General features: G+C 66.7%; 22 protein-coding genes. 12 read left to right on the top strand and 10 right to left on the bottom strand.

Annotated features, from left to right (window positions below):
• Positions 1-118: 118 nt before the first annotated feature.
• From lptF to rsmA, 6 genes are all read left to right on the top strand, one after another.
• Positions 119-1,258 (top strand): LPS export ABC transporter permease LptF, encoded by a 1,140-nt coding sequence (lptF, locus tag DDT93_RS18000; RefSeq protein WP_109467271.1) that lies wholly within the window; start codon positions 119-121, stop codon positions 1,256-1,258.
• Positions 1,255-2,355: an LPS export ABC transporter permease LptG gene (lptG, locus tag DDT93_RS18005; protein WP_109467272.1), complete on the top strand. Its 1,101-nt coding sequence runs from the start codon at positions 1,255-1,257 to the stop codon at positions 2,353-2,355. Before lptF ends, lptG begins: the two co-directional genes overlap by 4 nt.
• The gene (locus tag DDT93_RS18010) at positions 2,352-4,526 is read left to right on the top strand and encodes an LPS-assembly protein LptD (RefSeq protein WP_198654906.1); all 2,175 of its coding nucleotides are present in this window, start codon (positions 2,352-2,354) and stop codon (positions 4,524-4,526) included. Before lptG ends, DDT93_RS18010 begins: the two co-directional genes overlap by 4 nt.
• Positions 4,517-5,770 carry a peptidylprolyl isomerase gene (locus DDT93_RS18015; RefSeq protein WP_109467273.1) on the top strand — a complete coding sequence of 418 codons (1,254 nt, stop codon included), beginning with the start codon at positions 4,517-4,519 and terminating at the stop codon, positions 5,768-5,770. Before DDT93_RS18010 ends, DDT93_RS18015 begins: the two co-directional genes overlap by 10 nt.
• The gene (gene pdxA, locus DDT93_RS18020; protein ID WP_109467274.1) at positions 5,767-6,729 is read left to right on the top strand and encodes a 4-hydroxythreonine-4-phosphate dehydrogenase PdxA; all 963 of its coding nucleotides are present in this window, start codon (positions 5,767-5,769) and stop codon (positions 6,727-6,729) included. Before DDT93_RS18015 ends, pdxA begins: the two co-directional genes overlap by 4 nt.
• Positions 6,730-6,827: 98 nt before the next feature.
• Positions 6,828-7,667 carry a 16S rRNA (adenine(1518)-N(6)/adenine(1519)-N(6))-dimethyltransferase RsmA gene (gene rsmA, locus DDT93_RS18025; RefSeq protein ID WP_109467275.1) on the top strand — a complete coding sequence of 280 codons (840 nt, stop codon included), beginning with the start codon at positions 6,828-6,830 and terminating at the stop codon, positions 7,665-7,667.
• A 59-nt stretch (positions 7,668-7,726) separates the two neighbouring features.
• Here the strand turns inward: rsmA and DDT93_RS18030 are convergent, their stop codons facing one another.
• From DDT93_RS18030 to prfA, 3 genes are all read right to left on the bottom strand, one after another.
• Positions 7,727-8,323, bottom strand: a complete 597-nt coding sequence (locus DDT93_RS18030; protein WP_109467276.1) for a DUF4167 domain-containing protein — start codon at positions 8,321-8,323, stop codon at positions 7,727-7,729.
• A 240-nt stretch (positions 8,324-8,563) separates the two neighbouring features.
• Positions 8,564-9,394, bottom strand: coding sequence for a peptide chain release factor N(5)-glutamine methyltransferase (gene prmC, locus DDT93_RS18035; protein ID WP_109467277.1), 831 nt, complete (start codon positions 9,392-9,394; stop codon positions 8,564-8,566).
• Positions 9,391-10,440 (bottom strand): peptide chain release factor 1, encoded by a 1,050-nt coding sequence (gene prfA, locus DDT93_RS18040; RefSeq protein ID WP_109467278.1) that lies wholly within the window; start codon positions 10,438-10,440, stop codon positions 9,391-9,393. Before prfA ends, prmC begins: the two co-directional genes overlap by 4 nt.
• Before the next feature lie 61 nt (positions 10,441-10,501).
• On the opposite strand from prfA, the gene DDT93_RS18045 reads away from it, so the two are divergent.
• Complete coding sequence (locus tag DDT93_RS18045) at positions 10,502-10,801, top strand: hypothetical protein (protein ID WP_109467279.1); 300 nt, start codon at positions 10,502-10,504, stop codon at positions 10,799-10,801.
• On the opposite strand, the gene DDT93_RS18050 is transcribed toward DDT93_RS18045, so the two are convergent.
• Genes DDT93_RS18050 through DDT93_RS18065 form a run of 4 tightly spaced genes read right to left on the bottom strand, consistent with a single transcriptional unit; the run spans position 10,742 to position 14,293 of the window.
• On the bottom strand, positions 10,742-11,155 hold the full coding sequence (locus DDT93_RS18050; protein WP_109467280.1) for a DUF1499 domain-containing protein: 414 nt from the start codon (positions 11,153-11,155) through the stop codon (positions 10,742-10,744). The two genes, DDT93_RS18045 and DDT93_RS18050, sit on opposite strands and share 60 nt — an antisense overlap.
• A gap of 58 nt (positions 11,156-11,213) precedes the next feature.
• Complete coding sequence (speB, locus tag DDT93_RS18055; RefSeq protein WP_109467281.1) at positions 11,214-12,161, bottom strand: agmatinase; 948 nt, start codon at positions 12,159-12,161, stop codon at positions 11,214-11,216.
• Positions 12,158-13,120, bottom strand: coding sequence for an agmatinase (gene speB / locus DDT93_RS18060; protein ID WP_109467282.1), 963 nt, complete (start codon positions 13,118-13,120; stop codon positions 12,158-12,160). The genes speB (DDT93_RS18055) and speB (DDT93_RS18060) overlap by 4 nt, the downstream gene beginning before the upstream one ends.
• A 3-nt stretch (positions 13,121-13,123) precedes the next feature.
• Positions 13,124-14,293, bottom strand: coding sequence for a M20 aminoacylase family protein (locus DDT93_RS18065; RefSeq protein ID WP_109467283.1), 1,170 nt, complete (start codon positions 14,291-14,293; stop codon positions 13,124-13,126).
• 64 nt (positions 14,294-14,357) lie between these two features.
• On the opposite strand from DDT93_RS18065, the gene mazG reads away from it, so the two are divergent.
• On the top strand, positions 14,358-15,179 hold the full coding sequence (mazG, locus tag DDT93_RS18070) for a nucleoside triphosphate pyrophosphohydrolase (protein ID WP_109467284.1): 822 nt from the start codon (positions 14,358-14,360) through the stop codon (positions 15,177-15,179).
• 3 nt (positions 15,180-15,182) lie between these two features.
• Here mazG and DDT93_RS18075 read toward each other — a convergent pair whose 3' ends face one another.
• On the bottom strand, positions 15,183-16,061 hold the full coding sequence (locus DDT93_RS18075) for a hypothetical protein (protein WP_157960224.1): 879 nt from the start codon (positions 16,059-16,061) through the stop codon (positions 15,183-15,185).
• Positions 16,062-16,141: 80 nt separating this feature from the next.
• Here DDT93_RS18075 and DDT93_RS18080 point away from each other — a divergent pair, with 80 nt between their 5' ends.
• Both DDT93_RS18080 and DDT93_RS18085 read left to right on the top strand, forming a co-directional pair.
• Positions 16,142-17,083 carry a nucleoside hydrolase gene (locus DDT93_RS18080; protein ID WP_109467286.1) on the top strand — a complete coding sequence of 314 codons (942 nt, stop codon included), beginning with the start codon at positions 16,142-16,144 and terminating at the stop codon, positions 17,081-17,083.
• Positions 17,080-17,529 (top strand): GNAT family N-acetyltransferase, encoded by a 450-nt coding sequence (locus DDT93_RS18085; protein ID WP_109467287.1) that lies wholly within the window; start codon positions 17,080-17,082, stop codon positions 17,527-17,529. Before DDT93_RS18080 ends, DDT93_RS18085 begins: the two co-directional genes overlap by 4 nt.
• Positions 17,530-17,539: 10 nt before the next feature.
• On the opposite strand, the gene DDT93_RS18090 is transcribed toward DDT93_RS18085, so the two are convergent.
• The gene (locus tag DDT93_RS18090; RefSeq protein WP_157960225.1) at positions 17,540-18,052 is read right to left on the bottom strand and encodes a GNAT family N-acetyltransferase; all 513 of its coding nucleotides are present in this window, start codon (positions 18,050-18,052) and stop codon (positions 17,540-17,542) included.
• A 212-nt stretch (positions 18,053-18,264) separates the two neighbouring features.
• Between DDT93_RS18090 and DDT93_RS18095 the strand changes: the two genes are divergently transcribed.
• Entirely contained in the window at positions 18,265-18,546 is a 282-nt protein-coding gene (locus tag DDT93_RS18095; protein WP_408607945.1) for a glucose-6-phosphate isomerase, read from the top strand.
• 234 nt (positions 18,547-18,780) lie between these two features.
• Positions 18,781-19,539, top strand: coding sequence for a hypothetical protein (locus DDT93_RS18100; protein WP_109467290.1), 759 nt, complete (start codon positions 18,781-18,783; stop codon positions 19,537-19,539).
• 246 nt (positions 19,540-19,785) lie between these two features.
• Here DDT93_RS18100 and eno read toward each other — a convergent pair whose 3' ends face one another.
• The gene (gene eno / locus DDT93_RS18105) at positions 19,786-21,060 is read right to left on the bottom strand and encodes a phosphopyruvate hydratase (protein WP_109467291.1); all 1,275 of its coding nucleotides are present in this window, start codon (positions 21,058-21,060) and stop codon (positions 19,786-19,788) included.
• Positions 21,061-21,094 lie beyond the last annotated feature (34 nt).

Raw genomic sequence — 21,094 nt, forward strand, 5'->3', positions numbered from 1 at the left:
TCCAGTCGGACCAGAGGTAGCGCCCCTCTGCCGTCATTACCAGATAGCAGTTTTCCCCGTCCCTCTATTGCTCTAGGATCGAAGACCACGACAAGACCGCACGATCCGGGAGAACAGGGTGACTCGCTACGACAGATACGTCCTGTCGCAATATCTGCTCTTCTTCGGCTTTTTCTCGCTGGTTCTGGTGATCGTGTTCTGGATCAACCGCGCCGTGGTGCTGTTCGACCGCCTGATCGGCGACGGGCAGTCGGCGCTGGTGTTCCTCGAGTTCTCCGCCCTGACGCTGCCGAACCTGATCCGCATGATATTGCCGATGGCCGCCTTTGCCGCCACCGTCTACGTGACCAACCGCCTGAACGCGGAAAGCGAACTGACGGTGATGCAGGCGACGGGGTCGAGCCCGTGGCGGCTGGCGCGGCCCGCGCTGGCCTTTGGCATCGTCACCGCGCTGATGATGAGCATGTTGACCCATGTGCTCCTGCCCGCGTCGATCAACCAGCTGGCAGTGCGCGAGGCCGAAGTGGCGCGCAATGTGACCGCGCGGCTGCTGACCGAGGGGAGCTTTCTGCACCCGGCCGAAGGCGTGACCTTCTACGTCCGCGAGATCGGCAACGACGGCACCCTGCACGACATGTTCCTGTCCGACCGCCGCGACCCGGAGGTGAACATCATCTATACCGGCGAGAAAGCCTTTCTCGCGCGGCAGGACGGGCAGACCAACCTGATCATGCTGAACGGGATCGCGCAGCGGCTGAACACCGACACGCAGACGCTGTCGACCACGACCTTCGTGGATTTCTCCTATGACATCTCCAGCATGGTGGAGGTGGACGACACTCGGACGCGCAGCATCCGGGCCATTCCGACGCTTGAACTGATGACCGAGAGCCAGAAGATCTCGGAGACCGAGAAGTTCACCCGTGGCGATCTGGCCGAGGAGCTGCACACGCGGTTCGCGCGCGCGCTGATCTGCATCTCGGTGGCACTGATCGGCTATGCGACGCTGATGCTCGGCACCTTCTCGCGCTTCGGGGTCTGGCGGCAGGCGCTGATCGCCTTCCTCCTCCTCGTGGTGCTCGAAGGCCTGCGCGGTGTGGTCTCGCCCCCGGTGCTGGCCAACCCCTCGCTCTGGCCCCTGCTCTACCTGCCGACGCTGATCGGGCTGGGCGTGGCGGCGCTGTTCCTCCGCTTTGGCGGGCGGCCGTTCCCCAATCCACTGAAGCGGCGGCCGCGCAGCCCGGAGGGCGTGGCATGATCCTCGACTTCTACTTTGCCCGCCGCTTTGCGTGGAGCTTTCTGCTGATCGGGGCCGTCTTTCTCAGCATGATCATGCTGATCGACGTCTTTGAACAGGTGCGCCGTTTCGGCGATTCCGACGTGAACTATGGGCAGATGCTTGGCCTGACCCTGCTGAACACGCCGGGCGCGATCAAGGACATCCTGCCGTTGCTGATGATCCTGTCGACCGTGGTGCTTTTTGTCGGGCTTGCCCGCAGCAGCGAACTGGTGGTGCTGCGCGCCACCGGGCGCTCGGGCATCCGGGCGCTGCTGGCACCGGCGGTCGTCGCCTTCCTGATCGGCGTGCTGGCGGTGACCACGCTGAACCCGATCGTCGCGGCGACCTCGAACCGCTATCAGCAGCTCTCGGAGACCTACCGCAACGGCGGCCCCTCGGCGCTGTCGCTCAGCCGCGAGGGTCTGTGGCTGCGACAGGGCAGTGCCAAGGGACAGGCGGTGATCCACGCCAACGGCTACACCAATGCCGATCCGCTGACGCTGGAGGACGTGACCATCATCAGCTACGCCCCCGGCGGCGGACCGGTTCAGCGCATCAATGCGGGCAGCGCCCTGCTGGGCAACGGCGAGTGGATCCTCGGCGATGCCAAGGTCTGGAGCCTTGCCGCCGGTGTGAACCCGGAAACGACCGCCGAGCGCCATGACCGCATGACTTTCTCGACGACGCTGACCGAGGATCGCATCCGCGACACGCTGGGCCGGCCCACGGGGATCTCGGTCTATGACCTGCCCGGCACCATCCGGGCCTTGCGTCAGGCCGGGTTCTCGACCCGCCGTCACGAGGTCTGGTACCAGGTCGAGCTAGCGCGGCCGCTGTTCCTGCTGGCGATGGTCCTGGTCGGCGCCGCCTTCACCATGCGGCACACGCGGTTCGGCGGCACCGGCATCTCCGTGCTGATCGCCGTGCTGCTGGGATTCGCGCTGTACTTCGTCCGGAATTTCGCACAGATCCTCGGCGAGAACGGACAGATTCCGGTCGCTCTGGCGGCCTGGGGGCCTCCGGTGGCGTCGATCCTTCTGACGCTGGGACTGTTGCTTCACGCGGAGGACGGATGACAGCTCGTCGCATCACGGCACTGGCGGCAGCGCTGCTTCTGACAACGGCAATGGGTGCCCTGCCCGTTGCGTCTCAGACGACCGGACAGGCTGCGCCCGCCGGGGCGACAACTGCCCAGGCAGGCCCCGCCGCGCTGGTGGCGGACCGGGTGTTCATCACGCCCGAGCGCACGCTGGTGGCCGAGGGCAATGTCGAGGCGTTCCAGGGCGAGACCCGCCTCCGGGCCAAGAAGATCGTGTTCGACGACACCAGCGGCAAGCTGACGATCACCGGCCCGATCCGCATCGACCACGGCGGCGACGCCACCATCCTCGCGGATTTCGCCGAACTGGACCGCACCCTGCAGGACGGGCTGCTGACCGGCGCGCGCATGGTGTTCAACCAGCAACTTCAGATCGCCTCGCTGCAGATGACCCGCGTCGGCGGGCGTTATTCGCAGATGTACAAGACGGCGGTGACCTCCTGCCACGTCTGCTCCGACGGCAGGCCCCCGCTCTGGCAGATCCGGGCGCGCAAGATCACCCATGACGAGGCCGAGCGGCAGCTTTACTTCGAGGACGCGCAGTTCCTCGTCTACGACGTGCCGATCCTCTACCTGCCCGGGATGCGCCTGCCCGACCCCACGCTGGAGCGCGCGACCGGCTTCCTCATTCCCTCAGTGCGGTCGACCTCGACCCTCGGCACCGGGATCAAGGTGCCCTACTTCTTCCGTCTGGGCGACCACGCCGACCTGACGCTCACGCCCTATTACTCGAACTCGACCAGCACGATGGAGTACCGCTATCGGCAGGCGTTCCGCGCGGGCCGGGTGACCTTCGAGGGCGCGCATACACGCGACGACCTGATCGACGGCGAAGACCGGGGCTACCTGTTCGGCAACGGCCACTTCGAGCTTGGCCGCGGCTACATGCTCGACTTCGACATCCAGACGGTGAGCGACGATGCCTACCTTGTCGATTACGGCCACGAGGACCTCGACCGGCTGAAGAGCGAACTGGCGTTCAGCCGCTACAAGATGCGCAGCGCCTTCCGCACCCGGCTGATCTATTACGACTCGCTGCGCGAGGACGACGACGATTCGGAGCAGCCGAGCATCGTGATGGACAGCTCGCTGGAGCGGCGGTTCTTTCCCTCGCGCATTGGCGGCGAACTGCGCGCCAACGTCGATTTCCACGCCCACCACCGGACCTCGGACGAGGATGTCGTGGGCCGCGACGTCACCCGCGCCACGGCCGATCTGAACTGGCGGCAGAACTGGATCCTCTCGCGCGGGCTGCGGCTGGACTGGCAGACGGGCTTTGCCGCAGACACCTTCAGCATCGACGGCGACAGCAACTACCCCGACCGCATCGACCGCGCCACGCCCTACACGGCCGTCAAGCTGAGCCTGCCGATGACGCGGGTGGAAGCCGGCGGCGCTGCGACGCAGTTCCTCGAACCGGTGGTGCAACTGGCCTGGAGCGACGTGAACGGCGGCGACGTGCCGGTCGACGAGAGTACCATCGTGGAGTTCGACCAGGGCAACCTGCTGTCGCTCTCGCGCTTTCCCGCCAGCGACCAGCGCGAGGACGGGCTGGTTCTGGCCTACGGGGTGAACTGGGCGCGCTACGGCAGCAACGGCTGGACCGCCTCGGCTAGTTTCGGGCAAGTGGTGCGCCAGACCGCCGACAGCGGCTTCAGCGAGACCTCGGGCCTGTCGGGCACCACGTCGGACGTGCTGGCCGCGGCACAGCTGCGCCTTGGCAACCGGCTTTCGCTGACCGGCAGGACGCTCCTTGGTGGCGGTTTTGACATCGGCAAGGCCGAGCTGCGGGGCAGCTGGACCGGCGAGAACACGCGGCTGGAGGGCACCTACCTCTGGCTCAGCGAAGACGAGGACGAGGACCGCGACGAGTCGCTCTCGGAGATCTGGTTCAACGGCGGTTACGACATCACCCCGAACTGGTCGGCCAGCGCCTCGGTGCGCTACGACATCGCGAGCGGACAGACCACGCGCTCGGGTCTCGGGGTGGTCTACCAGAACGAATGCGTCACATTGGATTTCCGGGTGAACCGGCGCTATACCTCGTCCTCAAGTATTGAGCCTACGACGGATTTCGGGTTTAGCATCTCGCTGAGCGGATTTTCAGTCGACAAGGGATCGGAGAAGTACAAACGGTCATGCAGTTGAATTTCGGATTTCCGTGCGGGCACGGTCTGCCCAGAGCCCTCGCCGGCGCCCTGACGGGTGCCCTCCTGCTGATTGGCAGCCCCGCTGCCGTGACGGCGCAGAACCTCTTTGCGCCGGCCATCAGCGTCAACGGCGACGTGATCACCAACTTCGAGCTGCAACAGCGCATCGAACTGCTGAAGCTGCTGCGCGCCCCCGGCGATGTCGACCAGCTGGCCCGCAAGGGTCTGGTCGAGGAACGCCTGCAAGCACAGGCGATCAGTGCGGCGGGCGTTACGATCACCGACGAGGAGGTCGCGCAGGCCACCAAGGAATTCATCGGCCGCACCAGCCTGTCGGAAGACCAGTTCTACCAGGCGCTGGAGCAGAACGGCGTGTCGCGCGAGACCCTGCGCGACTTTGTCCGTGTCGCCGCAACCTGGCGCGACCTCGTCCGTGACAAATACATCGAGCGGGCCCGCCCGACCTCGGCCGAGATCGACCGCGCCCTGTCCGAGGATGCCACCACGTCGGACCTGAGCGTGCTGATGTCCGAGATCATCATCCCGATCGACGCGCAGAACGCGGCGCAGGTCGAGGAACTGGCGAATCAGATCTCCGCGTTGCAGTCGGCCTCGGCCTTCGAAGACGCGGCGCGGCAGTACTCGGCCTCGCCCAGCAGCGCCAATGGCGGCGAACTTGAATGGATGGCGGCCTCCAAGCTGCCCCCCGCCCTGCGCGGGATCATCGAGGGGCTGAGCCCCGGCGAGATCTCGGAGCCGATCCTGCTGAACAATGCCGTGGCGATCTTCCGGATGCGCGATATCGGCGAGACCGGTGGCGGCACGATCAGCTATTCCGAGATCGACTACGCCTCGTACTACCTGCCGGGCGGGCGCAGCCCCGAGGCGCTGGCGGCAGCCGCTGCCCTGAAGGCCCGCGTTGACCGCTGCGACGACCTCTACGGCGTTGCCAAGGGACAACCACCCGAGGTTCTGGAACGCACCAAGGCGTCGCCCGGTCAGATCCCGCGCGATATCGCGCTGGAGCTGTCCAAGCTCGATCCCGGCGAAGTCTCGACCACGCTGACCCGCAACAACGGGCAGACCCTCGTGTTCCTGATGCTGTGCAGCCGCACCGCTGCCGTGAACGCCAATGTCGACCGTGACCGGGTGGCGGGCTCGCTGATCCAGCGCCGCCTGCAGCAGTACGCCGACAGCGACCTTGGACGTCTGCGCGCCAACGCGGTGATCATCGAGCAATGAGCGCGCCCGTCGCGCTGAGTTGCGGCGAACCGGCGGGGATCGGCCCCGAGCTGGCGGTCAAGGCCTGGGCGGCGCTGCGCGAGACCTGTCCCTTTGTCTGGATCGGCGATCCGCGCCACCTGCCCGCCGGAACCGCTATCGAAGTTATCACCGACCTGGGCGATGCCGCCCGGGTGAGCGCCACGGCGATGCCGGTGCTGGCGCACCCCTTCGCCAAGCCGACCGTGCCCGGTGACGCCGACCCGGCCAATGCGCCCGGCGTGGTGGCCGTGCTGGAACGCGCCGTGGCGCTGGTGCAGGCCGGTGACGCCTCGGCGCTTTGCACCGCGCCGATCCACAAGAAGGCGCTGATCGACGGGGCGGATTTCGCCTATCCCGGCCATACCGAGTTCCTGGCCGCACTGGCCGGCGTGGACCGGGTGGTGATGATGCTGGCCTCGGACCAGCTGCGGGTGGTGCCCGCGACCATCCACATCGCGCTGTCGGAGGTGCCTCGGGCGCTGACGCCGGAGTTGCTGCGCGATACGCTGCGGATTACCGAGGAAGGGTTGCGGCTGCGCTTTGGCCTCGAGCGGCCACGCATTGCGGTGGCGGGGCTGAACCCGCACGCGGGCGAAGGCGGCAAGATGGGCCATGAGGAACTGGACTGGATCGCGCCGCTGATCGCGGAGATGCAGGGCGACGGGTTCAACGTCACCGGACCGCATCCGGCGGATACGCTGTTCCACGCGGCGGCCCGCGCCCGCTATGACGCCGCCGTCTGCATGTACCACGATCAGGCGCTGATCCCGATCAAGACGCTGGATTTCGACCGTGGCGTGAACGTGACGCTGGGGCTGCCGTTCGTGCGCACCTCGCCCGATCACGGCACGGCCTTCGACATCGCGGGGAAAGGCGTTGCCAACCCGAGCAGCCTGATCGAGGCGCTGAAGCTGGCGCAGGCGATGGCGGCGCGCTGATCCCGGAGACCGGCGCTGGCCGAGGGGGCGGGATTTGAGTATTTGAGAAGAAAAGATGAAGGGGCGCGGTGCCGGGAGGCGGCCGCGAGCGTGATGAAATGAGTGCGATCGACGGGCTGCCGCCCCTGCGCGAGGTGATCGCGACCCACCAGCTGTCGGCCAAGAAGGCGCTGGGGCAGAACTTTCTGCTGGACCTGAACCTGACCGCCAAGATCGCGCGGCAGGCGGGCGACATGAGCGGGTCGGACGTGCTGGAGATCGGGCCCGGGCCCGGCGGGCTGACGCGCGGGCTGCTGGCGGAAGGCGCGCGGCGGGTGCTGGCGGTGGAGAAGGACGCGCGCTGTTTGCCGGCGCTGGCCGAGATCGCGGCGGCCTATCCCGGGCGTCTGGAGGTGATCAACGGCGATGCGTTGGAGGTCGATGCGCTGGCGCATCTGACCCCGCCGATCCGGATTGCCGCCAACCTGCCCTACAACGTGGGTACCGAGCTGCTGGTGCGCTGGCTTACGCCGCCGGAGTGGCCGCCGTTCTGGCAGAGCCTGACGCTGATGTTCCAGCGCGAGGTGGCCGAGCGGATCGTGGCGGTGCCCGGGTCGAAAGCCTATGGGCGGCTCGCCATCCTGGCCCAGTGGCGGGCCGAGGCACGGATCGTGATGTCGCTGCCGCCAGAAGCCTTTACGCCGCCGCCGAAGGTGTCGAGCGCCGTTGTGCATCTGACCGCCCTGCCCGAGCCGCGGTTTCCCGCGCGGGCCGAGACATTGTCGCGGGTGGTGGCGCTGGCCTTCAACCAGCGGCGCAAGATGCTGCGCGCGGCGCTGAAGTCGCTGGGGCCGGATATCGAGGACCGCCTTGTTGCCGCCGGGCTAAAGCCGACGGATCGGGCCGAACAGATCTCGCTGGAGGGCTTTTGCGCCCTGGCACGGCAGATCGACGCCTAGGCGCCGGCCTCCCTTACCTCCCTGAAACCGGGGCGTCGTGCGCCCCGATACCGGTGGTCTTACTCGGCTGCCTCGGGGGCGCCGCCGTCCTCGCTGCTTTCGACCGGCGCGGGGGCCGCCTTCTTGGCGCGGGGCTTGCGGGTGCTCGGTTTCTTCGGCTTGCTTTCCGGCGTTTCGACCAGACCGCTGTCCTCGTCGGAACGGCCGCCGTCGTCGGTGGCGAGCGGGTCCCCGCCAAAGGGCTCGTCGGACTGGGCGGGAGCCTGTGCCTGCACCGGAGCCTGTTCGACCTCGGGCTGGTCATCCTGCGAGCGGGTGTTGTCGCGCTCGGAGCGTTCCCGGTCGCGCTCGGCCTGGCGGTCGCGGTTCTGGCGTTCCACCTCTTCGCGGCGCTGGTCGATTTCGCGCTGCGCCTGGCTCAGCAGGCGCAGGTAGTGTTCCGCGTGTTGCTGGAAGTTCTCGGTCGCCACACGGTCGTTGGCGAGCTGCGCGTCGCGGGCGAGCTGGTTGTACTTGTCGATGATCTGCTGCGGGGTACCGCGGACCTTGCCCTCGGGACCCGAGCTGTCAAAGACCCGGTTGACCACATTGCCGCCGCCGGACGAACTCCGGTTACGGCTCGATTTCGAACGCGAACGTGATTTAGACGATCTCATGTACTTCTTGTCAGCCTTGTTTTCGCTGTCCCATGATCCGTTTCACGCCCCTTGCGTTCAGAAATACGCCGGATCATCGACTTTTTGGGCTTGGCGTTGTGCGGGAGCCGCTTAGAGCATCTACCGAAGCAACGTCCTTGAGAAAACATGTTCTGGCGCGCCAGACAAGAGGCGTTGCGAAATTTTTTGTCTCTTTTTTGTTCTGTTTCGTTGTTTTCCGCCGATGGTAGCGCCAACGGCCTAGGGTTTGCGGAGATGAACCACGCGGTCGCGCCCGTCGAGATCGGGGATCACGCCGATCTGGGAAAACCCTGCCGATTCCAGCAGTTCGCGCACCTGGGCCGCCTGGGTCGGCCCGATTTCCATGAGCGCCCGCCCGCCCGGCGCGAGGTGGGCATCGAGCCCGGCGGCGATCTGCCGATAGGCTCCGAGCCCGTCTCCACCGTCGGTGAGCGCGAGTTCGGGCTCGTGGCGGCGCACCTCGTCCTCGAGCCCGCGCCATTCGTCGAGCGCGATGTAGGGCGGATTGGCGACGACGAGGTCGAACTGCCCCTCGACGCCCGAGAACCAGTCGGAGCGCAGGATCTGCGCCCGCGCCTGCACCCGGTGCAGCACCGCGTTGGCGCTGGCCTGCAGGCAGGCGGCCTCGGACAGGTCGATCCCGATGCCGGTGGCCTCGGGGCGCTCGGCCAGCAGGGTCACGAGGATGCAGCCAGAGCCGGTGCCGAGGTCGAGCACGCGGGAAAACGGTTCGGCCAGCGCGGCCTCGATCAGCGTCTCGGTCTCGGGGCGCGGGTCGAGCACATCGCCGGACACCTTGAAGCGGCGCCCGTAGAAGGCGCGTTCGCCGACGAGGTGCGAGACCGGCACGCGGATGGCGCGCAGCGATATCAGCTGGTCGAAGCGTTCCTCTATCTCGGGGGCGAGATCCTCGGGGGCGATCAGGGTGATGCGGGCCGCCTCGATGCGGGCGGCATGGGCCAGCAGCAGGCGGGCATCGCGGGCCGGGTCGGCCACGCCGGCGGCGCGCAGCCGCGCGGCGGCCGCGGCAAGCGCCTCGCCCGCCGTCACGCGCCCATCTCCGCCAGAAGTTTGGCCTGACCGTCGGCGATCAGCGCGTCGATGATCTCGTCGATGTCGCCCTGCAGCACCTGGTCAAGCTTGTAGAGCGTGAGGCCGATGCGGTGATCGGTCATGCGGCCCTGGGGGAAGTTGTAGGTGCGGATGCGCTCGGAGCGGTCGCCGGAACCGACCTGCGCCGCGCGGCTGGCCGAGCGTTCGCTGTGGGCGCGCTGGCGTTCGGCGTCGTAGAGGCGCGTGCGCAGCACCTGCATGGCGATCTCGCGGTTGCGGTGCTGCGACTTCTCGGAGCTGGTCACCACGATGCCGGAGGGGATGTGGGTGATGCGCACCGCGGAGTCGGTGGTGTTCACGTGCTGACCGCCCGCGCCGGAGGAGCGCATGGTGTCGATGCGGATATCGTTCGGGTCGATCTGGACGTCGACCTCCTCGGCCTCGGGCAGGACGGCCACGGTGGCGGCGGAGGTATGGATGCGGCCGCCGCTCTCGGTCGCGGGCACGCGCTGGACACGGTGCACGCCGCTTTCGTACTTGAGCCGGGCGAAGACGTTGTCGCCGTTGATGCGCGCCACCACTTCCTTGACGCCGCCGAGTTCGGTGTCCTGCTGCTCGATGATCTCGACCTGCCAGCGCCGTTCCTCGGCGTAGCGCATGTACATGCGCAGCAGGTCACCGGCGAAGAGCGCGGCCTCGTCGCCACCGGTGCCCGGGCGGATCTCGAGGATGGCGGCGCGGGTGTCGGCCTCGTCGCGGGGCAGCAGCGCCAGTTGCAGGGCGTGCTCGGCCTCTGGCAGCTGGCGGCGCAGCGCGGGGAGCTCTTCCTCGGCGAGGGCCTTCATGTCGGGGTCCGACAGCATCTCTTCCGCCTCGGCGATGTCGGACTGCAGGCGGCGCCAGCCCTCGATCTGTTCGACCACAGGCTTGAGGGCGGAGTATTCCTTGGCCAGCTTGGCGATATCGCCCTTGCCGTCGGCCATGGCCGCTTCCAGATACTGGAAACGCTGGAGGATCTGTTCAAGGCGCTCGTTCGGGACCATTCGCGGGGTGTCCAATATCAAACCGGTTTGGTCAAGAGCCCGCATGTGCTATCGTCGGCCCATGAAACGGTTTGTCGTGATGCTCTCGCTCGCGGTTGGCGCCGCCGGGTCCCCTGCCGGGGCCGATGTGATCGGACCGGGCGGCAAGGTGCGCGACTGCTATTGCACGGACACGGCGGGCGCGCGGGTCGAGCTGGGCGAAACCATCTGCCTCTTTGTCGACGGTCGGGCCTTCATGGCGCAGTGCCAGATGTCCCTGAACGTGCCGATGTGGCGCGAGGTGCAGCAGGGCTGCCAGACGTCACGGCTGCAGATCAGCAAGCCAGCGGTCGACACGGGCCTTGTTCACTCCAAAATCTGAGCGGCCGAACCGCAACCTGCCCCAAACCCTCAGCACGTCGTCATGCTGTTCTGCCGTGGTGTAGTCGGGAAAGCCGATCCACTTGGTGCGGGTGACATAGGTCACGCGCCCCTCGGCCACGCTGCCAGCGAGGACCTCGGTGCGCGGGGTCGCGCGAGCCACCGCATCGAGCCGGGCGAGCCCGTCGGGGCCGGTTTCGACCACCCGCTCCACCCCGCCCTTCATGTCGCGGTCGCTCTCGAACTCGAGCGGCAGGTGCCAGTCGGCAGCCGGGCTGGGCGCCAGCCGGACATAGCCGACGGCCACCACGCACAGGCAGATCACGATCCACAGAAACATCAGCGCCGTCTTCATGTCCTCACACCATCCTGTCGCCAGGCAGGAACAGGATGGCAGAGTTGGTCCGCGTTTGTCAGTGCGGCGTAACGCCCGGCAGGATGCAGAGCAGTTCGTAGAGGATATTCGCCGCGGTGAGAGCCGTATTGCCCGACGGATCGTAGGGCGGAGAGACCTCGACAAGGTCGCAGCCCACCACGTTCACGCCGTTCAGGGCGCGGATCAGCTGGAGCGCCTGCGGCGTGGTCAGGCCGCCGATCTCGGGCGTGCCGGTGCCGGGCGCATAAGCCGGGTCGAGACTGTCGATGTCGTAGGTGATGTAGACCGGGCGGTCGCCGATATCTCGGCGGATCTCGGCGCCGAGCGTATCGAGCGACTTGCCCCAGAGTTCGTGCGCCTGGAAGATCTGGAAGCCCCAGCCCTGCGCCTCGGTAAAGTCGGTGGCGGCGTAGCCGGTGCCGCGCAGGCCGATCTGGTAGACCTTGTCGGGCTGGATCAGCCCTTCTTCGTAGGCGCGGCGGAAAGGGGTGCCGTGGGCGATCTTCTCGCCGAACATCTCGTCGTTCACATCGGCATGGGCGTCGACGTGCACCAGCGCCACCGGGCCGTGCTTTTTCGCGATCGAGCGCAGGATCGGCAGCGTCATGGTGTGATCGCCGCCCATCGCCATCGGGATCAGGTCATGCTTGAGGATCACGTCGTAACTCTCTGTAATAATGCGAACAGTATCCGCCAGAGAGAAGGTGTTGATGGCCAGATCCCCGATGTCGGCGATCTGCAGGCTGTCGAAGGGCGCGGCCCCCGTGGCCATGTTGTAGGGGCGGATCATCGCGCTCTCGGCGCGGATCTGCTTGGGGCCGAAGCGGGTGCCCGAGCGCCAGGAGGTGCCGATGTCCATGGGAATGCCGAGGAAGGCGACATCGAGCGTGTCGAGCCGGTTGGTGACCGGCAGGCGCATGAAGGTGTTCGGCCCCGAGAAGCGGGCCAGTTCGTTCCCCCCGAGGGGCTGATTGAAGTCGTTCATTTCCGTAGTGTCCATCCCAGCAGGCAGAGTATTTCCACCGCGACATGGGCGCCCGCGATGGCCGTTGCCCCGGTGGTGTCGAAGGGGGGCGAGACCTCGACCACGTCGCCGCCCTTGATGTTGATCCCGGCAAGGCCGCGCAGCATGGCTGCCGCCTGCGCGCTGGTCAGCCCGCCCCAGACCGGGGTGCCGGTGCCGGGCGCATAGGCCGGGTCCAGCCCGTCGATGTCGAAGGTCAGGTAGACCGGGTGGTCGCCCACGATTTCCCTGACCCGTTCGACCACCGCCTCGGGCCCGATGCGGTGCACCTCGGGCGCGTCGATGGTCGGGACGCCGAGAGTGTCGTCGTTGGTGGTGCGGATGCCAATCTGGACCGAGCGCGCGGGATCGACGATGCCGGATTTCACCGCCTTGTAGAACATGGTCCCGTGATCGACGCGCGACATGTCATCGTCGGGCCAGGTGTCGGAATGGGCGTCGAAATGCACCAGCGAGAGCGGACCGTGCGTCTCGGCCAGGGCGCGCAGCACCGGGAACGAGATGTAGTGATCTCCGCCCAGAACGAGGGGCATGGCCCCGGCGGCGAGGATGGTGCGGATGTGGTCGGTCAGCTTGTCGGGAAAGGCCGGGATATTGGCATAGTCGAAGGCAAGGTCGCCATAGTCGACGATGTCGCAGTCTTCCATGACGTTGAAATCCCAGCCATAGGGCCGGTCGAAGGCCATCAGCGTGCTGGCCTCGCGGATGGCGCGGGGGCCAAGGCGGGTGCCGGGCCGGTTGGTGACCGCCTGATCGAAGGGCACGCCGGTCACGGCGATCTGGGCGCCGGTCAGGTCCTTGGTGTAGCGCCGCCGCAGGAAGGAGGTGGCGCCGCCGAAGGTGTTCTCGAAGCTCGCGCCCCGCAGCGACGCCCGCGTGAAGGCGTCGTCGACGACGGTCTTCGCGTCTTCCAGCGCCATGCCTTACCTCGCGGCCAGCGGCTGCGCGCGTTCGACGAGGCGCGCGAAGAAGGAGGCGCCGACCGGTGCGATCTCGTCGTTGAAGTTGTACTTGGGGTGATGCAGCCCGGCGCTGTCGCCCTGACCGATGAACAGGTAGGCGCCGGGGCGCTCCATCAGCATGTAGGCGAAATCCTCCGCCCCCATCTCGCGCCCCGACTCGGCCTCGACCCGTTTCTCGCCTGCGATCTCGCGGGCGACCTCGGCGGCGAACTCGGATTTGCGGGGGTCGTTCACGGTGGCCGGATAGCCGCGGTCGTAGTCCAGTTCGGCCTCGACCCCGAAGCTGGCCGCCTGCCCTGCGACGATGGCCGACATGCGCCGTTCGACCATGTCCTGAACCGCCGGGTCGAAGGTACGCACGGTGCCGTTGATGTAGGCCTTGTCGGGAATGACGTTGTCGGCGCTGCCTGCGTGGATCTGGGTTACCGAGAGCACGAGGTCGTCGAGCGCATAGTGATTGCGGCTGACGATGGTCTGCAACGCCTGCGCGATGGAGACCGCCGCCATCAGCGGGTCGCGCGTCTGGTGCGGCATGGCGCCGTGACCGCCAAGGCCGGTGACGTGGATGTGGAAGGTGTCCACCGCGGCCATGATCGGGCCCGGCGTGGTATGGAAGGAGCCCGGCGGGAAGCCCGGGGCGTTGTGCAGGGCATAGACCTCGCGAATGCCGAAGCGGTCGAGGATGCCCTCCTCCACCATGACCTCGGCGCCGCCGCCGGTTTCCTCGGCCGGCTGGAAGATCAGCGCGACGCGACCGGCGAAGTTGCGGGTCTCGGCAAGGTAACGCGCGGCGCCCAGCAGCATGGTGGTGTGACCGTCGTGGCCGCAGGCATGCATCTTGCCCTCGCGGGTCGAGGCATAGTCGAGCCCCGTCGCCTCGCGGATCGGCAGCGCGTCCATGTCGGCGCGCAGCCCGATGGTCGGACCATCGCCCTGCCCGTTGATGATGGCGACGATGCCGGTCTTGGCAAAGCCCTCGTGCAGTTCGTCCACGCCGAATTCGCGCAGGCGCTCGGCCACGTAGGCGGAGGTTTCGACGCAGTCCTGCCCCAGTTCCGGGATCGTGTGCAGGTGCTGGCGCCAGCGGGTCATATCGGCGGAAAATTCTGCGATACGGTTGACAACAGGCATGGGCTGTAACTCCTTGGGCGCGCACCTTACGGTCGCATCTGACACCGGATATGAGAGCGCCGCAATGCCAGAAGATGCCCTGATCCACGACAAAAACGCCGGAATCGAGCGGCTCCTCGAGATCATGCGTCGCCTGCGCGACCCCGACTCAGGCTGCCCGTGGGACGTGGAGCAGGATTTCTCGACCATCGCGCCCTATACCATCGAGGAGGCCTACGAGGTTGCTGACGCCATCGAGCGCGGGGCCTGGGACGAGCTGAAGGGCGAGTTGGGCGACCTGCTGTTCCAGTCGGTGTTCCATGCGCAAATGGCTGCCGAGGCTGGATATTTCACCTTTCAGGACGTGGTGCGGACGATGTCCGACAAGATGGTGACGCGCCATCCCCACGTCTTTGGCGACGAGAGCCGCGACAAGTCGGCGGACCAGCAGACGGTCGACTGGGAAAAGATCAAGGCCGCCGAGCGCGCAGGCAAGGCCCAGACCGGGACGCTGGATGGCGTGGCGGTGGGCCTGCCCGCCCTGCTGCGCGCCTACAAGCTGCAGAAACGCGCGGCGCGGGTCGGGTTCGACTGGCCAGACGCCAGCCACGTGCTCGACAAGATCGCCGAGGAATCGCGCGAACTGGTCGAAGCGCGCGACGCGCTGGGGCACGACGAGATCGAGGAAGAGTTCGGCGACCTGCTGTTCGTGATGGCCAATCTGGGCCGGCACCTCGGGGTCGAGCCCGAGGCCGCGCTGCGCCGCGCCAACGCCAAGTTCATCCGCCGCTTCGAGGGGATCGAGGCCAAGCTCGCCGATCGCGGCAAGATGCCGTCCGACAGCGACCTTGCCGAGATGGATGCGCTCTGGGATGCGGTGAAGGCCGAGGAAAAGGCCGCCGAGTAAGGTTCAGCCGAAGGTTATGCCCGGCATGCTGGCGAGCCGTTCGAGATCCCTCGCGTAGCGGTCCCGCAACTTTTCGGCCACGGCGTCGGGAAAGGCCGCAAAGCCCCGCGGCTCGGTGTCGGCGGCATGGTCCTGCAACACCGCCTTCCATTCAGGCCGCGCCAGTTTCTCCCCGGCGCGGTAGCGCGCCTGCAAAGCCAGCAGGCCTGCATCGGTCGCGCTGAGGTTCACGAGCCTGGCCGGTTCGGCAAGCTCGGCCCCCTCCAGCCCCGGCACGAGCCTCGCGAGCAGGTCGCGGCTGCTGCCACGGGCGCCGTATTCCAGCACCGTCAGCCGCTCGGGGCGCAGTTCGTCGCGGATGTCGGAGATCAGCCCGGACCAGCCGCGATCCATGTCGGCAAGGGTGGGCACCAGACCGTCGAAATCCAGCACGGGGTTGTCCTCGGCCCGCTTGCGATAAGCCGAGAGGAAGAGCGCGTCGTAGGAGCGCACGACATAGAGCACGTGGGTCGGAGGTGTCTCCAACGCCTGTGCCAGCGCGCGCAGCCGCTGCCGTGCCCCGGGAAAGAAGCGGCCTTCGAAGAAATGCCGCATCGGGCCGGGAATGTTCTCTTCCGAGAAGACCAGCCCGCGGTCCTTGTTGGGGTTCATCCGCGCGAGGTGACCGCGCAGGCGCTCGACGGTGTTCTCGGGCCAGTTGTCCCCATGCCAGGGCCTTGGGAGGCGCAGGTTTAGCTTGCCCTTCGGCGCGCCGTCGCGCCCGGGGTAAGCAGCATCCAGCCCATGTTCGGCCAGCACCGCGCGATTGCGGAAAAGGCATTGCTGAAAAGAACTTGTGCCGGTTCGATGGGCCCCGGCATGGATGTAGACTGACCTGCTCATGGGCCGCACGATGGCCTGCAATCGGGCGCTGGACAAGGCCCGACGCACCTGCGACTGTCGCGCCGCAACAAGGAGAGCCCATGTCCCCGCGCAAGATCATCATCGACACCGACCCCGGCCAGGACGACGCCGTCGCCATTCTTCTGGCGCTCGCCAGCCCCGAGGACATCGAGGTTCTGGGCATCACCGCCGTCGCCGGGAACGTGCCGCTGCCGCTGACCACCCGCAACGCGCGCATCATCTGCGAGCTGGCCGGGCGGACCGATGTGGCGGTCTACGCCGGGTGCGACGCGCCGCTGAAACGGCCGCTGGTGACCGCCGAACACGTGCACGGCAAGACCGGACTGGATGGCCCGGTGCTGCCCGAGCCGACGATGCCGCTGGCCGAGGGGCACGCGGTGGACTTCATCATCGAAACACTGCTGGCCGAGCCCGAAGGCACGGTGACGCTCTGCCCGCTGGGCCCGCTGACCAACATCGCCGCAGCGCTTGAGAAAGCGCCCGAGATCGCCGCGCGGGTGCAGGAGATCGTGCTGATGGGCGGGGCCTACTTCGAGGTGGGCAACATCACCCCCGCGGCCGAGTTCAACATCTACGTCGACCCGGAAGCCGCTGATATCGTGTTAAAATCCGGTATCAAGATTACCGTGATGCCGCTGGACGTGACGCACAAGGCGCTGGTGACCAAGGCCCGCAACGATGCCTTCCGCGCGCTCGGCACGCCCGTGGGCGTGGCCGTGGCCGAGATGACCGATTTTTTCGAGCGGTTCGACAAGGAGAAGTACGGCTCGGCCGGTGCGCCGCTGCACGATCCCTGCGTGACCGCCTATGTGATCAAGCCCGAGCTGTTCACGGGGCGCCACATCAACGTCGAGATCGAGACCGGCTCGGAGCTGACGCTGGGCATGACCGTGGCCGACTGGTGGGGCGTGACCGACCGGGCGCCGAACGCGACCTTCATGGGCGATATCGATGCCGCCGGCTTCTTTGACCTGCTGACCGAGAGACTGGGGCGCCTGTGACCGCGATCCACCTGGCCAGGCCCGAGGACATCGACCGGCTGGATACGCTGGTGGCCGCCTTTCACGAGGAAGAGGGCATCGCGCTCTCTCCCGAACGGCGGCGGGCCGGGCTGATGCCCCTGCTCGAGGGCATTCCGCACGGGGCGGCCTACCTGGTGGGGCCGTCGCGGGCGCCTATCGGCTATGTCATCATCACCTTCACCTGGTCGGTGGAATACGGCGGGCTCGACGGGTTCATCGACGAAATCTACATGCGCCCCGCCGTGCGCGGGCGCGGCATCGCGGGCGAGGTGATGAACGCCCTGCCCGCCTCTCTTGCGCAGCAGGCCGGGCTGAGGGCGATCCACCTCGAGGTCGACAAGACCAACGATCAAGCCCGCAGGCTTTACGAGCGGATGGGGTTCCGCGAGCGCGAGAACTACGTGATCATGTCCAAGCGGCTCTGATTGCCGGGGCTCAGCTCTCGGTCAGGTCCGCCCCGTAGAACAGCAGGTTCCCGGCGAAATCCGCAGGCGGGTCATAAAAGGGCGCGATCTGGCGGAAGCCGAGGCTTTCATAGAGCGCGATCGCCTCGGGTAGCCGCGTGGTGGTGTCGAGGACCATCTGCCGGTAGCCCGCCTCATACGCCATACGCATCGCCTCGACACAGATAGCGCGGCCCGCGCCGTGCCCGCGCGCGGCCCCCGAGACATAGACCCGCTTGATCTCGCAGATACCCTCTCCCCGCTCGTAGTACATGCCGCAGCCGACGATCTGACCGTCGATATCGGCCACCAGAACGGCGCCCTCGGGCGCGCGGTGCACCTCGGGCAGGCGTTGCAGCAGGGCCTCGTAGTCTTCCGCGCCATAGTAGCGGTCCCAGAACGGCCGGAAGTCGGGCCAGCGTTCGAGCAGCAGCGCGCGGTAGGCCCGGCAGAGATCTTGCACCGCCGCCAGTTCCGCCTCGCCCTGCATCTGCCGTATCTGCAACTTTTCCTCCATCGGGCAGAGCTTGCCCGCAGCGCTTGCCCGATGTCAAAGCCGTCGATGGCGTGCAGGTTCCCGCCGATGGCGTAACGGGGAAGGCAACCGGCATGGAACCTGCCATGCGCTCGGGCGTTAGCCCCTCAGCCGGGTGCGTCGAGGCGCCCCCCGTGCACCCTGCCCGAGAGGTAAGGGGTAACTTCGGACTGAACGAGGAGATGACTATGAAATCCTGGATGATTGGCGGCCTTTGCGCTTCTGCCCTGCTGGTATCGGCCTGTGACAACATGACGGCGGACCAACGCACCGTGGCCGGTGTGGCTGGCGGCGCTGCGGCGGGCCTGATCGCGGCAGACGCGCTAAAGGCCGACGACGACTGGAAACTGATCGCCGCCCTCGGGGGCGCAGCGGCAGGGACCATGGTGGCCCAGAACGCAAACCAGAAGACCTGCGCCTATTCGCGCGGCGACGGCACCTACTATACCCAGCCCTGCGGCTGACACCGTCGAAACCCGACGAAAAGACACCCTGCCCCTCGTGGCAGGGTGTTTTCGTTTGCGGCACCCTGTCCGATTAAGACAGATTAACGGCTCAATTTTCTCCTAATTAATTGACAATACGCCAATGTGATCCCGTTTACTTACCGCGTTAATCACGACGCGTATGAAACGGCACGCGAGCGGAATGTACGCGAGGGAAATGCCGGATGGTCCGGCGGAATTGGAGGATTGAAAGTGGCAGGAATTGAACCGGGGCTTTTCGTTATCAGTTGCCCGAACACGCTGAACGACAGCAGTTGGCAAAAGAAGAAGGGCAAGGTCGGCAAGATGGTGAAAACCGGGCTTGGCGACGAGCTGAAGAAGGTCGAGGCCCTCTTGAAGAAAGTCGATGTGGTCGCGCTGGACCCGTCGTCCATCCCGTCCAAGAGCGTCGAGGAACTGAAGGTCCGCGTCGACGCCGCCAAGAAGGAATACCAGGCGAGCGTCGTGCCGCTGCAGAAACAGCTGAAAGCCGTGCGTGACAAGGCCGAGGAAGCGGTCAAGAAGCTGAAGAAGATGCCGCTTGGCGGGGATGCGGCCAAGGCGGCCGCGCAGATCGCCAAGGATGCGGACGTCTATTCCGTCACCTGCAAGAGCCTCGACCTCGAAGGCGCGGTCAAGAAGGTGATGGCCGATATCCAGAAGAAGAACGAACTGGCCGCCAAGCACCTGAAAGCGTCGCTTGCGAAGTTCGCTCAGGGCGCCAAGACCTACCTTGGCGATCCGACCAAGGAATCCTGGGAGACGAATATCAAGCAGCAGGGTCGCAGCGTTTCGAACTCGGTGGCGCAATTGCAGAACTACCGCGTGAAATTCTGGACCGATTTCGAGAAGTTCAAGGGCTTCGACGCCGGGACCCTCGGGTTCGAGGATTCTGATTTTTCCGACAAGGGCGTGAAACTGGTCAAGGCCGCCATCGGTCAGGTCAAGGACATCGCCGCCTTCAAGGGGTGATTGAAGGCCTTAGGTCGCGCGCCATCCGGGTCGCGCCAGGTATTGCGAGGCTTCGGCGCCGGGGCCGGGGCGGATGTGGTTCGCGCCCCGGGCTTGACCCGGGGCCTCGCGCAGCGCGCTGTTCGGCGGGGCCCCGGCGCGGGGGCCGAGGCGTGGCGCCGGGGCCGGGGCTGATGCGGTTCCGGCAAAACGAAAAAGCCCCGGGGTCTCCCCCGGGGCTTTCCGCGTTTCAGCGATGAAGAACGATCACTTAAGGATCGAGGCACCGGCGTATTCGGCCATTTCGCCCAGCGATTCCTCGATGCGGATCAGCTGGTTGTACTTGGCGAGCCGGTCGGAGCGGGCCAGCGAGCCGGTCTTGATCTGGCCGCAGTTGGTGGCGACGGCGAGGTCGGCGATGGTGGCGTCCTCGGTCTCGCCCGAGCGGTGGCTCATCACGTTGGTGTAGCGCGCGCGGTGGGCCATATCGACGGCCTTGAGCGTCTCCGAGAGCGAGCCGATCTGGTTGACCTTCACCAGCATGGAGTTGGCCACGCCCTTCTTGATACCTTCGGCAAGGCGCGCGGGGTTGGTCACGAAGAGGTCGTCGCCGACCAGCTGGACCTTGTCGCCGAGCGCGTCGGTCAGCAGTTTCCAGCCGTCCCAGTCGTCTTCGGCCATGCCGTCCTCGATCGAGATGATCGGGTAGTTGGCGACGAGGTTCTCGAGGTAGGCCACGTTCTCGGCCGAGGTCAGGCTCTTGCCCTCGCCCTTCATCTCGTACTTGCCGCCCTTGAAGTATTCGGTCGAGGCGCAGTCGAGTGCGAGGTAGATGTCCTCGCCCGGCTTGTAGCCGGCCTTTTCGATGGACTTCAGGATGAAGTCGAGCGCGGCGGTGGCCGAGGCCAGTTCCGGGGCGAAACCGCCCTCGTCGCCGAGGCCGGTGGACATGCCGGCGGCCGAGAGCTCTTTCTTCAGCGTGTGGAACACCTCGGAGCCCATGCGGACCGCGTCGCGGATGTTGTCCGCAGCGACCGGCATGATCATGAATTCCTGGATGTCGATCGGGTTGTCGGCGTGCTCGCCGCCGTTGATGATGTTCATCATCGGAACCGGCAGGATGCGGGCCGAGGTGCCGCCGACGTAGCGGTAGAGCGGTTGGGTGGTGAAATCGGCCGCGGCCTTGGCGGTTGCCAGCGAGACGCCGAGGATGGCGTTGGCGCCGAGGCGGCCCTTGTTCTCGGTGCCGTCCAGTTCGATCATGGCGGCGTCGATGGCCTGCTGCTCGGTGGCGTCGAAGCCCACCAGCATGTCGGCGATCTCGCCGTTCACGGCGGCCACGGCGTCAAGCACGCCCTTGCCGAGGTAGCGGGACTTGTCGCCGTCGCGCTTTTCAACCGCCTCGTAGGCGCCGGTCGAGGCGCCCGAGGGCACGGCGGCGCGGCCCATGGTGCCGTCTTCGAGGATGACGTCGACCTCGACGGTCGGGTTGCCCCGGCTGTCGAGGATCTCGCGGGCGTGAATGTCGATGATCGTGCTCATGGCAATCCCATTCCGTTATGTTCGGGTCATGCGC

This window comes from Albibacillus kandeliae (genome assembly GCF_003116585.1).
Lineage (GTDB): Bacteria > Pseudomonadota > Alphaproteobacteria > Rhodobacterales > Rhodobacteraceae > Albibacillus > Albibacillus kandeliae.

Bases quoted from the DNA above. Each gene is read 5' to 3' on its own strand.
- eno (WP_109467291.1), bottom strand. From the start codon at position 21,060: ATGAGCACGATCATCGACATTCACGCCCGCGAGATCCTCGACAGCCGG.
- DDT93_RS18065 (WP_109467283.1), bottom strand. From the start codon at position 14,293: ATGCCTGTTGTCAACCGTATCGCAGAATTTTCCGCCGATATGACCCGC.
- DDT93_RS18030 (WP_109467276.1), bottom strand. From the start codon at position 8,323: ATGAGATCGTCTAAATCACGTTCGCGTTCGAAATCGAGCCGTAACCGG.
- DDT93_RS18050 (WP_109467280.1), bottom strand. From the start codon at position 11,155: ATGAAGACGGCGCTGATGTTTCTGTGGATCGTGATCTGCCTGTGCGTG.
- DDT93_RS18095 (WP_408607945.1), top strand. From the start codon at position 18,265: ATGACTATGAAATCCTGGATGATTGGCGGCCTTTGCGCTTCTGCCCTG.
- lptG (WP_109467272.1), top strand. From the start codon at position 1,255: ATGATCCTCGACTTCTACTTTGCCCGCCGCTTTGCGTGGAGCTTTCTG.
- mazG (WP_109467284.1), top strand. From the start codon at position 14,358: ATGCCAGAAGATGCCCTGATCCACGACAAAAACGCCGGAATCGAGCGG.
- DDT93_RS18010 (WP_198654906.1), top strand. From the start codon at position 2,352: ATGACAGCTCGTCGCATCACGGCACTGGCGGCAGCGCTGCTTCTGACA.
- speB (WP_109467282.1), bottom strand. From the start codon at position 13,120: ATGGCGCTGGAAGACGCGAAGACCGTCGTCGACGACGCCTTCACGCGG.
- DDT93_RS18080 (WP_109467286.1), top strand. From the start codon at position 16,142: ATGTCCCCGCGCAAGATCATCATCGACACCGACCCCGGCCAGGACGAC.
- DDT93_RS18045 (WP_109467279.1), top strand. From the start codon at position 10,502: ATGAAACGGTTTGTCGTGATGCTCTCGCTCGCGGTTGGCGCCGCCGGG.
- speB (WP_109467281.1), bottom strand. From the start codon at position 12,161: ATGAACGACTTCAATCAGCCCCTCGGGGGGAACGAACTGGCCCGCTTC.
- rsmA (WP_109467275.1), top strand. From the start codon at position 6,828: ATGAGTGCGATCGACGGGCTGCCGCCCCTGCGCGAGGTGATCGCGACC.
- DDT93_RS18015 (WP_109467273.1), top strand. From the start codon at position 4,517: ATGCAGTTGAATTTCGGATTTCCGTGCGGGCACGGTCTGCCCAGAGCC.
- pdxA (WP_109467274.1), top strand. From the start codon at position 5,767: ATGAGCGCGCCCGTCGCGCTGAGTTGCGGCGAACCGGCGGGGATCGGC.
- prfA (WP_109467278.1), bottom strand. From the start codon at position 10,440: ATGGTCCCGAACGAGCGCCTTGAACAGATCCTCCAGCGTTTCCAGTAT.
- DDT93_RS18075 (WP_157960224.1), bottom strand. From the start codon at position 16,061: ATGAGCAGGTCAGTCTACATCCATGCCGGGGCCCATCGAACCGGCACA.